Raw genomic sequence first — 13,995 nt, 5'->3', positions numbered from 1 at the left:
GCTGCGGCCCTTTTGCATGGCTTGAAGTTACATTGTAACTTGTGGTGCAAAATTGCTCCGAAAACGGGCTTCGCAACGCCGAAATGCACGAAAATGCGGTTACAATGTAACTTCAAACAGCGCCGCGCCCCAGCCATCGACCGAACAGCGCGCGCGGATGAAAACCCGTGCGGTGCCAGCCGGAATCGCCACATCGCCAAGCGCGCGGGTGAAGGGTTGCTCTGTCTCATGCGGGTGCAACAGCGTGCGGGTGCCAAGGCTCCTGCCATCAGCGTCCAGCACCTCCCAGGCATCGGCATAATGCGCCCAGCCCGTATCGGGGTGGGCAAGGGTTACATCAAACCGCCAGCCAGAGGCACCCATCCGCGCCTCAACCGCCACAATTTCAACGGGTTCGGCAAGCGCGGTAAGCGGGCCAAGGGTTGAAAACAGCAGGGCGAGATATTTCATATTGCCAGACTGTCAAAGATGCACGCGCCTGTCACCTCACGAATGCGCGCGCCGGATTGCGCCACACCCTGTCGCCTTTGGCCTTGACCATTTTGCGCCAAGGGCGGACATTCACGCCAAAGCCCAAAGGCGGCAAAGCCCGCCAGAAAGTCAGGAATACCATGCTGGAAAAACGCGATTTCTACATCAACGGCGCCTGGGTCGCCCCGGCCAAAGCCAATGATTTCAACGTGATAGACCCGTCGACCGAAGATGTCTGCGCGGTCATCTCGCTTGGCGGTGCCGCCGATACCGATGCCGCTGTCGCAGCCGCCAAGGCTGCGTTCAAAACATGGTCGCTCACCGCCCCCGCCGATCGGCTGGCGCTGGTCGAAAAGATTCTGAAAATCTACAAATCGCGCAACGAGGATATGGCGCAGGCCATCAGCCTTGAGATGGGCGCACCGATTGATATGGCGCGCGATGATCAGGCCACCTCGGGCGATTGGCACATTGCCAATTTCATTGCCGCCTTCAAGGATTTCGAGTTCGAACACAGGCTTGGCGACCATGCCCCGAATGACCGGATTGTGCATACCCCGATTGGCGTGTGCGGGCTGATAACCCCTTGGAACTGGCCAATGAATCAGGTCACGCTCAAGGTTATTCCAGCACTTCTGGCGGGCTGCACCGTGGTGCTGAAGCCGAGCGAAATCGCGCCGCTGTCGTCAATCGTCTTTGCTGAAATCATGCATGAGGCGGGCACACCGCCCGGCGTGTTCAACATGGTCAATGGCGACGGGCTTGGCGTGGGCACGCAGCTCTCCACCCATCCCGATATCGACATGATCTCCTTCACCGGCTCGACACGGGCGGGCATTGCCATTTCCAAAGCCGCCGCCGATACGCTGAAACGCGTGCATCTGGAGCTTGGCGGCAAGGGTGCGAACCTGATCTTCGCCGATGCCGACCCGCGCGCCGTGGCCCAGGGCGTGCGCAAGGTGATGAACAATTCCGGCCAGTCGTGCAACGCGCCGACCCGGATGCTGGTCCAGCGCGAGATTTACGACCAAGCCCTTGAAACCGCAGCCAAAACCGCCGAGAGCATCGCGGTGGGGCGCGCCAGCGAACCGGGCAAGCATATCGGCCCGGTGGTCAGCCAGGCGCAGTATGACAAAATCCAGGGCCTTATTCAGGTGGGGATTGACGAGGGCGCCAGGCTTATCGCCGGTGGGCTTGGTCGCCCGCAGGGCATGAATCGCGGCTATTTCGTGCGCCCGACGGTTTTTGCCGATTGCACCAATGACATGACCATTTGCCGCGAGGAAATTTTCGGCCCCGTCATGTCGATCATCCCGTTCGATACCGAGGACGAGGCGCTGGAAATCGCCAATGACACGGTTTACGGGCTGACGAATTATGTGCAATCCACCGATGGCGCGCGGCGCAACCGGCTTGCGCGGCAGCTTCGCTCGGGCATGGTGGAGATGAACGGCAAATCGCGCGGCGCGGGCAGCCCGTTCGGCGGGATGAAAGCCTCGGGCAACGGGCGCGAGGGCGGCAAATGGGGGATCGAGGATTTTCTCGAGGTGAAATCCATTTCCGGCTGGGATAACGAGGCGTAGCGCGAAGCCGCAGACAAAGCCGTCCCGGGCCTGACCCGGGACCTCGACCCGCAAAGCAAGAGGTCCCGGGTCAAGCCCGGGACGGCGCAGGGTATTGGGCCAGTGGTGCGAAAATGGCGGTTAAGCCGTTGTTTCCACAAGCCAATCCGATATGGGGGCCACGGCTTTGATCAGCTTGCCTGCATAGTCGACCGCGCCCGGCCCCAGCATCTCTTCAGGGATCGGCAGGCGCTTATGGCTGCGCGCCACCAAGCCCTTGTGCCGTAGCAAATGGTCATCGTCACCGATGGACTCCACGCCTTTGGGCAGGCGGGCAAGCGCGGGTTCGGTGAGCGTTGCGCCGACTTCTTCTGCGGCTTTCAGGGCGGATTTCAGTCTTGCGCGGCGCGCAGGGTCCACCACAGCGGCGCGATGGGCGGCAAGCTCTGCCGGTGTCATCGCCCATTGGCCAACGCCAAGGCCAAGCCCATCGCCATGCAGCACAAGGTGGATGGCGGGGGCGCGGTTGGGGTGGCTGCCATGCCAGAACACAAGGTGCAGGCGCGGGCTGAACGGGGTTTTGTCTTTTGAAAACCGCAGGTCGCGATGCAGGCGCCGCAGCGAGCCGTTCATCTTTGGCACCGCCTGATAGGCAGGGTTCATCTGCGCCACCACCGGCGCCATTGCGGCCACAAAATCGAGCGCGGGGGCGATCAGGTCATCCTCATAGGCGGCACGGTTCGCCGCGAACCAGTCCTTGCTGTTATTGGCCTCCAGCCCCGCCAAGTAACCGAATGTCGCCTTTGAAAACCCTGAAAACCCCGGCATATGCCCCCCTGTTTGTGCCATACTGTGCTGCAGCGGGCAGATTTGGGCAAGACCGGCTGTCGCGCCCACCTCATCATTTCGTGACCAGCCGCGGGGTTTGGTTTGATTTTCCGCGCCAGCGCCCCCATTTTGAGGGGTGAAACCAGTCAGGGAGCCGATGATGACCCGCTATGCCAAAACCCCCGAAGCCCTTGCCCGCCTGTCGCCCGAGGAATTCCGCGTCACGCAGGAAAGCGGCACCGAGCGCCCCGGCACGGGCGCGCTTTTGCACATGACCGAGCCGGGAATCTACGTGGATATCGTTTCGGGCGAGCCGCTTTTTGCATCTGCCGACAAGTTTGAGTCCGGCTGCGGCTGGCCGAGCTTTACCAAGCCGATTGTGCCCGCCCATGTGAATGAGCTGCGCGACGTGAGCCACGGAATGATCCGCACCGAAGTGCGCTCGACCTATGGCGACAGCCATTTGGGCCATGTGTTCAATGATGGGCCACCGGAAGCGGGCGGCTTGCGCTATTGCATCAACTCGGCCAGCTTGCGCTTTATCCCGCTTGCCGACATGCAGGCCGAGGGATATGGCGAATTTATCAATCAGGTGGAGGAAGTCTGATGGCACAGGAACGCGCCGTTTTGGCCGGTGGCTGCTTTTGGGGTATGCAAGACCTCATCCGCAAGATGCCGGGCGTCATTTCAACCCGCGTGGGCTATTCGGGCGGCGATGTGCCCCATGCCACCTACAAGAACCACGGCAGCCATGCCGAGGCGATCGAGGTGCTGTTTGACCCCGATGTGATGAGCTACCGCGCCCTGCTGGAGTTTTTCTTCCAGATCCACGACCCCAGCACGCCAAACCGGCAGGGCAATGACCGCGGCGCCTCGTATCGATCGGCGATTTACTATGCGAACGATGCGCAGCGCGATTGTGCGCTGGATACGATTGCCGATGTCGATGCTTCGGGCCTGTGGCCCGCCAAGGTGGTGACCGAGGTCGAGCCGCTGGGCGATTTCTGGGAAGCCGAGCCAGAGCATCAGGATTATCTGGAACGCATCCCGCATGGCTATACCTGCCATTTTGCGCGGCCCGATTGGGTTTTGCCCAAACGCGCCGCCGCCGAATAGTGGGTATCCGCTTTCAAAACAGCTATGCCGAGCAGCTGGCCGGGTTCTTTGCCGCTTGGCAGGGCGATGCGGCCCCGGCCCCGGCGCTGGTCATGCTGAACCACGGGCTTGCCGACGAATTGGGGCTGGATGCGGATTTTCTGGCCAGCCCCGAAGGGCGCGCCCTGCTCACCGGCGGCACGGCCCCCGCCGGCGCCGTGCCGCTGGCAATGGCCTATGCGGGCCACCAGTTTGGCGGGTTCTCACCGCAACTGGGCGACGGGCGTGCGCTGCTTCTGGGCGAGATCATAAGCCCGCAGGGCGCGCGGTATGACCTGCATCTGAAAGGCTCGGGCCGCACGCCGTTTTCGCGCGGCGGCGATGGCAAGGCCGTGTTGGGGCCGGTTCTGCGCGAATATCTGATGGGCGAGGCCATGCAGGCGCTGGGCATCCCGACCACGCGCGCGCTGGCGGCGCTGACCACGGGTGAAACCATCATCCGCGATGGCGCGAGGCCCGGTGCGGTGCTGGCGCGCGTGGCGGCAAGCCATATCCGCGTGGGCACCTTCCAGTTTTTTGCCGCGCGCGGCGAGGCGGACAAACTGCGCCAACTGGCCGATTACGCGATTGCCCGGCACGACCCGGCACTGAAGGCCGACTATCTGGGCTTTCTGGCGGCGGTGGTGGCGCGGCAGGCGAAACTTGTGGCGCAATGGATGCAGGTTGGCTTCATCCACGGCGTGATGAACACCGACAATATGGTGATTTCGGGCGAGACGATTGATTACGGCCCCTGCGCCTTTCTGGATGGCTACGGGCCGGATGTGGTGTTCAGCTCCATCGACAGCCACGGCCGCTATGCCTATGGCAACCAGCCGGTGATTGCGCAATGGAACCTTGCGCGGCTGGCCGAATGCCTGCTGGGGCTGATCGATGAGGATACCGACCGCGCAATCGCCAAGGCCACCGAGGTGGTGAACGGTTTCATGCCGCAGTATCAGACGGCATGGCTGGCGGGGATGCGGCGCAAGTTCGGGCTTGCGGGCGAAGATGCGGCCGATCTGGCTTTGGCCGAGGATATTCTGGCAGTCATGCACGCCCAGCGCGTTGATTTCACGCTGTTTTTCCGGCATCTGGCCAAGGCTGCGGCCGGTGATGATGCGCCCCTGCGCGCGCTGTTCAGTGATCCGGCACCGCTTGTGCGCTGGCTAGCGGGCTGGCGCGCGCGGCTAGAGCCGGATGCGGCACCCGGCATGAACCAAACCAACCCCGCCTATATTCCGCGCAATCATCTGGTCGAGGCGGCGCTCGATGCTGCCGTGGCGCAAAAGGACATGGCCCCGTTCCAGACCCTGCTGGATGTTCTGGGCGACCCGTTCACCGAACGCGCCGGGCTTGAAGCCTATACCCAGCCCGCGCCCGAAAGCTTTGGCCCGTTCCAGACATTTTGCGGCACGTAACGTCGGATCCATTTTATTTGTTCAGTATTGCCTGAACAAATAATACGTGTATGCTGCGCGAATCTTATTTGCGGAGCATGTCATGAGCAGCCAAACCCCGACCCAGGACGCCAATGAACCCAAGCCCGATTGGGCGATGAGCAAGGGCGAGGCCGAGCGTGCGCGCCGCCGCCGCGAAGGCTTGCCGCCAAAACGCCGCAAATGGCCCTGGATGCTGCTGGTTTTGGCCATTGCCGGTGGCCTGGCCTATATGAACAAAGCCGCCTTCATGCCGCCTGTCGACATGGCGCAAACCCCCGCGCCCGCCGAATTGCCCATGCAGATCAACCCGCTGGAAATGGCGGTGCTTGCGCCGCAAACCCTGCAACGCACGGTGCGGGTAATCGGCACGCTGCGCCCCATCCGGCAGGCACAGCTTTCCAGCCAGGTCAACGGGCGCATTGAAGATGTGCGCGCAAAACCCGGCGACAGGGTGGCCGAAGGCGATGTGCTGGCGCAGATTGACGTGCAGACCCTGACGCTGGAACTGGCACAGGTGCGCAGCAATGCCGCCGCCACGCGCGCGCAACTGGCACTGGCCGAATTGCAGCTTGAGCGCGTGCAAACGCTGGTTGACCGGGGCGTGACCACCGCATCAAGCCTGGATGAGGCCGAGAGCAACGTGACCGGCTTGCGCGCCAGTGTCAGCGCACAGGATGATCAGGTGGCGGGCGCGGAATTGCGGCTGGCCAATGCCACGGTTGTCGCGCCGTTTGACGGGATTATTTCGGCCCGCACCGCCGAGCCGGGGCAATATGTAGGCATCGGCACCTCGTTGATGACGATTGTCGATCTGACCAGCGTTGAAATGCAGGCCAATGCGCCGGTGGGCACGGGTGCTTCGCTTGCGCCCGGCCAATCGGTGTCGGTCAAGGTCGACGGGCTGGGCACGCGGATTTTTGAGGGCATTGTCACCCGCATCAACCCCGTGGCCGAGGAAGGCACGCGCACCATTCCGGTCTATGTGACCATCGACAATGCCGACGGCGTGTTGCTGGGCGGCATGTTCGCCAGCGGCCAGATCGTTGTCGAACAGGCCGACGCGGCTTTGGCTGTGCCAAGCGTTGCGCTGCGCGAAACTGCCGATGCGGTGCAATTGCTGCGCATCACCGATGGCCGGCTGGAGGCGGTAAGCGTTGAAACCGGCGGCACATGGGCGGGCGGGCTGACGCGCATAACCGCCGGGCTGGCGGCAGGAGACCGCGTGATCACCGCACCGCTGCCGGCCTTGAACGCTGGCGACGCCGTGCAGATTGTGGCGGAGTAGGCCCATGTTCTTGACCCGCATCAGTGTCAACGCCCCGGTTTTTGCAACCATGATCATGGTCGCGCTCATGGTCATCGGGGTCTATTCCTTCCAGCGCCTGCCGATCGAACAGCTGCCCGATGTCGACTTTCCGGTTGTGGCCGTTGTGGTCAGCTACCCCGGTGCCTCGCCCGAGGCGGTTGAAAGCGATATTGTCGAGCCGATCGAGGAATCGGTGAACACGATTTCCGGCATCGACTATATCGAAAGCACCTCGCGGGCTGGCGAAGCGATGGTCATTCTGTTCTTTGACATGAGCGTTGACAGCTCGACCGCCATGCAGGATGTGCGTGACAGGATGGGCGGGCTTTCGGGCCAGTTCCCGACCAATGCGAATGACCCGCTTTTGTTCAAGTTCGACCCGTCGGAACTGCCGGTCGTATCGCTTGCCGTAAGCGCATCGACCATGTCGCTGCGCGATCTGACCGCGCTGACCGAAGATGTGATCGAGCCGCGGCTTTCATCCATTCAGGGGGTGGGGCGCGCCACCGTTGTGGGCGGTATTCCGCGCCAGTTGAACGTGCTGATCGACCCTGACCGGCTGACGGCCTTTGGCGTGGGTGTGGGCGAGGTGACGGCGGCGCTTGGCCAGGAAAACCAGAACCTGCCCGCCGGCGATATTGAACAGGGGCTGGAGGTGCAGTCGATTCAGGTGGAGGGCCGGATCGAGAATGCCGCCGACTTCCTTGACATCATCGTTGCGCGCCGGGGTGGCCAGCCCGTGCGGCTGGGTGATGTTGCCACGCTGGTGGATGGCGAGGCCGAGGTGAACAGCCTTGCCCTGCTGAACGGCTCTGCGGCGCTGGCCGTGGATATTGTAAAAACCCAGGGCGCCAACACCGTGGGCGTGGCCGAAAGCATCCGGCAGGCCGTGGCGGAACTGATGGCTGACGATCTGCCGGAAGGGGTGATTGTTGAAATCGTGCGCGACAATGCCGTGCCGGTGGAAGACAGCTATTACGGTGTGCAAAACATGCTGATTGAAGGCGCGGTGCTGGCGGTGCTGATCGTGTTCCTGTTCCTCAATTCGTGGCGCTCGACCGTGATTACCGGGCTGACATTGCCGATTTCGGTGATCGGCACGATGACGGTGCTGTTTTTCCTTGGCTTCACGCTGAATATCATGACGCTGCTGGCCCTGTCTTTGGCGATTGGCCTGCTGATTGATGATGCGATTGTGGTGCGCGAAAACATCATGCGGCATTTGCATATGGGCAAAACGCACAGGCAGGCGGCGCTGGATGGCACCAACGAAATTGGCCTTGCCGTGCTGGCCACGACGCTGTCGATCGTGGCGGTGTTTCTGCCCGTGGCCTTCATGGACGGGATTATCGGCAAGTTTTTCCTGCAATTCGGGGTCACAGTGTCGGTTGCGGTGCTGATCTCGATGTTCGTGGCCTTCACGCTTGACCCGATGATGTCTTCCGTCTGGTATGACCCGGCGGGCGACCCGAAAGCTGCGCGTGGTTTTCTGGGCCGCCAGATCGGCCGCTTTGGCGATGCGTTCGACCGGCTCGGCCTGCGCTATCGCGGCTTGCTGCGCTGGAGCCTGCGCCACCGCGTGACCACGCTCGTGTTGGCCTTGGCCGCTTTTATCGGCAGCTTTTTTCTGGTGCCGCTGGTCGGGGCGGAATTTGCACCTGCGGTCGATAACAGCGAATTTCAGGTCGAGGTGGAAACGCCCGTCGGCTCGTCGCTGGCTTATACGGCCAGCAAAATCCGCCAGATCGACAGGGTGCTGCGCGCCTTCCCCGAAGTGACGGGCACCTATGCCACGATCAACGGTGCAACCTCCAGCGGTGGCGAGAATGCGGCAACCGTGGCGGTTACAATGGTCAGCCCGTCGCAGCGCAACCGCAGCCCGCAAGACATGACCCTGCCGGTGCGCCAGGCTCTGGCGCAAATTCCGGGGATTGATGTGACTATCGGCGCGGCTGGCGGGCTTGGCGGCGTGGAAGCCCCCGTGCAGATCAACCTTTATGGCGACAATTTCGACAGGCTCGGCCCGCTGGCCGAAAGACTGGTGCGCGCGCTTGAAGCGATTGACGGTCTGGAGGATGTAAGCTCGTCGCTTGACGCGGCGCAACCGGTGCTGGGCGTGCGGATCAACCGCGATGCGGCCTCCGATCTGGGCGTGTCCCTGCAGCAAATCGCCGCCACCCTGCGCCCCATGCTTGGCGGGCAGGATGTGAGCGACTGGACCGCGCCGGACGGGCGCAGCTTTACGGTGACCGTGCGCCTGCCCGCCGATATGCGCAACGATCTGGATGTGCTGCGCTCGCTTCCCGTGGCGCAAAGCGGGGCAACGGGCAGTGCGGGCATGGTGCGGCTGGACCAGGTTGCCGAGATCGTTCAAAGCTTCGGGCCATCCGAGATCCGGCGGCGCGATCTGTCGCGCCAGGTGCTGGTAAGCGCCAATATTTCCGGGGTGACGCTGGGCGAGGTGATGCCTGCCGTGCAGGCGGCAATCGACGGGCTGGACCTGCCATACGGCTATCGGGCGAGTGCGGGCGGCGATGCCGAGCAGCTTGCCGAAACCGGCGCGGCAGCCGCCTCGGCGCTGTTGCTTGCGGTCATCTTCATCTATCTGGTGCTGGCCAGCCAGTTCGGCAGCTTTTTGCAGCCCGTCGCGATCATGGCCGCCCTGCCGCTGGCGCTGATCGGGGTCATGCTGGGGCTGCTTGTCGGGGGCTCGACGCTGAACATGTTCTCGATGATCGGCTTCATCATGCTGATGGGGCTGGTCGTGAAAAACGCAATTCTGCTGGTGGATAACACCAACCAGCAGATGCGCGACCACGGCCTGAACATCTATGATGCGCTGGTTGAGGCAGGCTCAACGCGGTTCCGCCCGATCATCATGACCACATTGGCGATGATCTTCGGGATGCTGCCACTGGCGCTGAACCTTGATGAAGGCTCGGGGCAGAACGCCCCAATGGCACATGCGGTGATTGGCGGGCTGATCTCATCAACCATTCTGACGCTGGTCGTGGTGCCGGTGGTGCTGACCTATGTGCAAAGCTTCGGGCGCAGTGTTGGCAGGCTGTTCCCCAACGGGCCGGACCACGGCCAAGCGCCACAGCCACCCACACAAAATTCCTGACGGCGAGCAGGATGAAGCCCGGCCCTGCGAAACCAGGGTCGGGCTTTTTAGCCAGAGGCGCTCAAGGCCTGGCGCGCAGCTTGGCAGAGACTGCGCTGACCGCTTCGTTGATCGCCTCGTAAAAATCGGCGTAATCGGTCAGGCGCGCGCGCGGCCCGGCTTCGCTTTCGGGCAGTTCGGCCAGCGTTGCGGTTATTTCCTTATGCGCACGGCGGCTGGAATTGGCCGAATTTTCGAGCAATGTGATAAAGGCGTCATCGGCAATCTGGAAATAATCCTGCCGATCGCCCGGCTTGGCGACGCGCTTGATGATCTCGCGGCCTTCCAGGAGCCGCACCGAAGAGCTGACAGAGCCCCGGCTGACATTGAGCATTTTGGCAAGCTCGCCGAAAGACACACGCGCGCCATCATAGATCAGCAGCGCCAGCAGGCGGCCGGCAATGCGCGGAATGCCGTCGGCCTGGGACAGAACGCCGATTTTCTCGATGAAATCTTCGCGTATTTGCGCAATTTCTGCGGCAGTTTTCTGCGTGGCCATAGGGATTTTCCGTTCGCTCCTGTCGTCATGGGCAGGCTATAGGTTTGGCGCATGAAGGTCTAGTGCGTTCAGTTGCAATTGAACGCGCAGGCCAGTTCGGCGGCAAGCAGGCAATTTCAATTCTTGGTATTGCGATTTACCTGCCGCGCAAATATTGAGTTGCATTACACAATTTCAGCATCCTCGCCCGAAGCTTATGGGCAGGCACGCGCGCACCGCCCGCTGGCCAGATGTTTTTCGACATCAGAAAGTGACATGCCATGCAAAACGAACATCTGGCCGCCAACCCGCCCAGCGCCGCTGATGCCGCGCGCAACCGGCTTGTCATCATCCTGCTGCTGATTTCGACCTTTGTGATGATCCTGAACGAAACCGCGATGAGCGTGGCCCTGCCGCCGCTGATGCAAGACCTTGGCCAGACGGCAAGCGCGGTTCAATGGCTGACAACCGCGTTCTTGCTGACAATGGCGGTGGTCATTCCGATTACCGGGTTTTTGCTGCAACGCTTTCATACCCGCACCGTATTCATGCTGGCGCTGGCGTTTTTCAGCTTTGGCACCCTGGTCTGCGCCCTGGCGCCGGGCCTGGAAATGCTGGTTGTGGGCCGGGTTGTGCAGGCCTGTGGCACGGCCATGATGCTGCCGCTGCTGATGACCACGGTCATGAACCTTGTGCCCGCGCATAGCCGTGGCAAGACGATGGGCAATATCTCTATCGTGATTTCGGTTGCACCGGCGATCGGGCCAACGCTGTCCGGGGTCATCCTTGACCTGCTCGGCTGGCGCTGGCTGTTCATACTCATCCTGCCAATTGCGCTGGCCGCGCTTGGGCTTGGATATGCCAAGCTGCAAAATGTCACCGTGCCAAAGATCGTGCCGCTCGACATTCTCTCGGTGCCGCTTTCGGCGATCGGCTTTGGCGGCGTTGTTTACGGGCTTTCAACCCTGGGCGAAGGCAGTGGCGAAGCGGCCCTGCCCGTCTGGCTGCCGCTTGTGGCGGGGATGGCGGCGCTGACCCTGTTCATCTGGCGGCAGATCGTGCTTGGCCCAAAAGAGCGCGCCTTGCTGGATTTGCGCACCTTCACCGTGAGGGTGTTTACGGTTGCTGTCATCATGATGGCCATTGCCATGATGGCGCTGTTCGGCATGATCATTCTGCTGCCGCTCTACATGCAGAATGTGCTGGGCATGGCGCCGGTCGAATCCGGGCTGATGCTGCTGCCAGGCGGGTTGGTCATGGGCCTGCTTGCCCCCTTTGTCGGGCGGCTGTTTGATGCGCATGGGGCGCGCAAACTGGTCATTCCGGGCGCAATAGCGGTGAGTTCCGCGCTGTGGATCATGGCGGGGTTCGGCCCCGAAACGGCATTTGCGCTGGTGCTGGCCAGCCATATGATTCTAAGCCTCGGGCTGGCCTTCTTGTTCACGCCGCTATTCACATCGAGCCTTGGTTCGCTGCCACAGGCGCTGTATTCGCATGGCAGCGCGGTTCTGGGCACGACCCAGCAGGTTGCCGGGGCGGCGGGGATTGCGCTTTTCGTGTCGATCATGTCGCTGCGCAGGGCGGATGCGCTGGATACGGGCCTTGGCCCGCTGGACGCCACAGCCGCCGGGCTGCAACTTGCCTTCACCGTGGCGGCAAGCATTTCGCTGCTGCTGATCGTTGCCGGCTTTTTCGTGCGCCGCCCGCCGGACCAGGCCTAGCCGGCGCAGGCGCGCCAAGGCGCCACCCCCCATTTGCTGTAAAGCCGTTCGCGGCGATGCGCACAGCCGGCCACACTCGGCAAGATTGTGCGCACTTGGCGCTATTCGCTTGTAGCGCCTATTATGAAGACATAGAATAACCTGCAAATAAACGTTCAAGTTACCTGACGTTACGGCAAGTTGTGGCGCAGTCATGTTCGTCGGCGCATTGCGCCCGACTCCATGCACGCGCGACCGGTGGCAGATGAAGGCACTGCAATAGTGAACAACACGACAGACATCAAACAAGGCGCGGCATCGCGCCTCGGATTTTTCTATACGCGAATCCTCAAATGGGTGTTCTTTACGCTCGCCATCGGGCTGGTCCTGCTGTCTTTTGAAAACGAATCCGGTGTGCAGGCCGAATATCTGTTCATGGGCACGCCGGTTCTTGTTGTGTTTTACGCGCTGTTTCTGCACGCAAACCGGAAAAGCAGCACGCCCGCGCGCAAGCGGCAAACCCTGGAATGGCTATATTGGATTGCGGCAATCTGGCTTTTGCCCTGGGCTGCCTTGCGCCTGTTTTTTGGCGTGTTCGAAATTTACGCAGCCCTTTTTCATTTGCAGGCCGGCTTCGGCTCTGCCGCTGATTTCACAACCGTGCTTGCCATCATTGCAAGCACGATCATCGTTCTGATTGCCTTCCACGCGGCCCTTGTGCTGGCGCGGAAATTTCCGCTGCCCCGGCTGGCCCTGCTTGCCGCCATCGTGGTGGTCATCGCGGTCAACCCGCTCAACAAATATATGGTAGAGCAGCAATTTCGCGCCGCGGCATCGGACTATTTACTGCCGGAACTTGTAACCCCCGAAGTGGTTGGCACACCGGAGAGGCTGCCGAATCTCGTCATCATCTATCTGGAAGGCATGGAGCGCACCTATCGGCAAGCCGAGGCTTTTGGCCCGGCCTATGCCCCGATTTCGCGGCTCGAAGATGAGGCGGTGACCTTCGAGCAAATCGGCCAGTTGCCGCTGACAGAATGGACTATGGCCGGCATGGTCGCCGGCCAATGTGGCGTTCCGCTGGTGCCACGCGGTTTCTTCCAGAAAAACCGCGCCAATGACGGTTCTGTCTTCATGCCGGGCAGCACCTGCCTGACCGATATCTTGCGCGCTCAGGGCTATCGGCTTGAAAACCTGACCGGGGGCGACAAGGATTTCGGCGGATTGGCCGCCTTTGTTGCCAGTCATGGCAATGGGGCTTTTACCGATTATCAGCAGTTGGATGAGGTGCCCGGCCGCGCGCCGGATGATTGGCAATGGGGCGTTGGCGATGCAAATATGTTTGACGCCGCATTGGCACGGATCGGCGCGCTCGAAGCGGGTGATCAGCCCTTTTCCTTCATTCTGCAAACCGCCGGGCCGCATGGCCCGAAGGGGCATATCGCAGCCCCCTGCCGGCGCCCGGGCGAAGCACAGGTTTCCAACAGCATCCTGCGGCCGCTCGAATGCACCGCGCAATTGACCGAAGCCTTCGTGCGCAACCTGCAAAACACCGTAGATATGGACAATACGCTGATCGTGCTGATGAGCGACCATTTCGCCCACCCTTTTGTGAATGTCGCCGACACGCTTGCCAGCTACGAGCGGCGCAACACGGTCATGTTCATCGGTGCGGGCGCAACGCCCCGGCGCATTACAAAGCCCGGCACGATGATCGATGTATTCCCGACGATTCTTGCGACGATGGGCTTTGACATGGCCACTGACACCGCCGGATTTGGCGTGTCGCTCTACGCCGCACAACCCGGTAATTTCCTGCGCGACGACCCCGAAACTCTGGCGCGCGTTTTCCGGCAGGATATTGACCTGGCCAACGCCTTGTGGCGCAGCGAATAACCCGTTCATTGCCCT

General features: G+C 61.8%; 11 protein-coding genes. 8 read left to right on the top strand and 3 right to left on the bottom strand.

The features are described 5' to 3' along the window. Positions 1-99: 99 nt before the first annotated feature. On the bottom strand, positions 100-450 hold the full coding sequence (locus LGT41_RS07300; RefSeq protein ID WP_274129457.1) for a hypothetical protein: 351 nt from the start codon (positions 448-450) through the stop codon (positions 100-102). Between the two features lie 161 nt (positions 451-611). Between LGT41_RS07300 and LGT41_RS07295 the strand changes: the two genes are divergently transcribed. Then, positions 612-2,054 (top strand): aldehyde dehydrogenase family protein, encoded by a 1,443-nt coding sequence (locus tag LGT41_RS07295; protein WP_274129456.1) that lies wholly within the window; start codon positions 612-614, stop codon positions 2,052-2,054. A 120-nt stretch (positions 2,055-2,174) separates the two neighbouring features. Here the strand turns inward: LGT41_RS07295 and LGT41_RS07290 are convergent, their stop codons facing one another. Further along, positions 2,175-2,861, bottom strand: coding sequence for a DUF2461 domain-containing protein (locus LGT41_RS07290; RefSeq protein WP_274129455.1), 687 nt, complete (start codon positions 2,859-2,861; stop codon positions 2,175-2,177). A gap of 160 nt (positions 2,862-3,021) precedes the next feature. Here LGT41_RS07290 and msrB point away from each other — a divergent pair, with 160 nt between their 5' ends. From msrB to LGT41_RS07265, 5 genes are all read left to right on the top strand, one after another. Then, positions 3,022-3,468 (top strand): peptide-methionine (R)-S-oxide reductase MsrB, encoded by a 447-nt coding sequence (msrB, locus tag LGT41_RS07285; RefSeq protein ID WP_274129682.1) that lies wholly within the window; start codon positions 3,022-3,024, stop codon positions 3,466-3,468. Beyond that, complete coding sequence (gene msrA / locus LGT41_RS07280) at positions 3,468-3,977, top strand: peptide-methionine (S)-S-oxide reductase MsrA (RefSeq protein ID WP_274129454.1); 510 nt, start codon at positions 3,468-3,470, stop codon at positions 3,975-3,977. Before msrB ends, msrA begins: the two co-directional genes overlap by 1 nt. Next, positions 3,977-5,416, top strand: a complete 1,440-nt coding sequence (locus LGT41_RS07275) for a protein adenylyltransferase SelO (RefSeq protein WP_274129453.1) — start codon at positions 3,977-3,979, stop codon at positions 5,414-5,416. The genes msrA and LGT41_RS07275 overlap by 1 nt, the downstream gene beginning before the upstream one ends. A gap of 82 nt (positions 5,417-5,498) precedes the next feature. Continuing rightward, a complete protein-coding gene (locus tag LGT41_RS07270; protein ID WP_274129452.1) occupies positions 5,499-6,722 on the top strand; it encodes an efflux RND transporter periplasmic adaptor subunit in 1,224 nt (407 codons plus the stop codon). Between the two features lie 4 nt (positions 6,723-6,726). Next, positions 6,727-9,867: an efflux RND transporter permease subunit gene (locus tag LGT41_RS07265; protein WP_274129451.1), complete on the top strand. Its 3,141-nt coding sequence runs from the start codon at positions 6,727-6,729 to the stop codon at positions 9,865-9,867. A gap of 61 nt (positions 9,868-9,928) precedes the next feature. Here LGT41_RS07265 and LGT41_RS07260 read toward each other — a convergent pair whose 3' ends face one another. Next, positions 9,929-10,405, bottom strand: coding sequence for a GbsR/MarR family transcriptional regulator (locus LGT41_RS07260; RefSeq protein WP_274129450.1), 477 nt, complete (start codon positions 10,403-10,405; stop codon positions 9,929-9,931). A gap of 260 nt (positions 10,406-10,665) precedes the next feature. On the opposite strand from LGT41_RS07260, the gene LGT41_RS07255 reads away from it, so the two are divergent. Further along, positions 10,666-12,105 (top strand): MDR family MFS transporter, encoded by a 1,440-nt coding sequence (locus LGT41_RS07255; protein WP_274129449.1) that lies wholly within the window; start codon positions 10,666-10,668, stop codon positions 12,103-12,105. A 261-nt stretch (positions 12,106-12,366) separates the two neighbouring features. Next, positions 12,367-13,980, top strand: coding sequence for a sulfatase-like hydrolase/transferase (locus LGT41_RS07250; RefSeq protein ID WP_274129448.1), 1,614 nt, complete (start codon positions 12,367-12,369; stop codon positions 13,978-13,980). The last annotated feature ends 15 nt before the right edge of the window (positions 13,981-13,995 follow it).

Origin of the sequence: Abyssibius alkaniclasticus (assembly GCF_020447305.1) — a bacterium.
Classification (GTDB): Bacteria; Pseudomonadota; Alphaproteobacteria; order Rhodobacterales; family Rhodobacteraceae; genus Abyssibius; species Abyssibius alkaniclasticus.
This window is presented reverse-complemented; position numbering and strand designations above follow the sequence as displayed.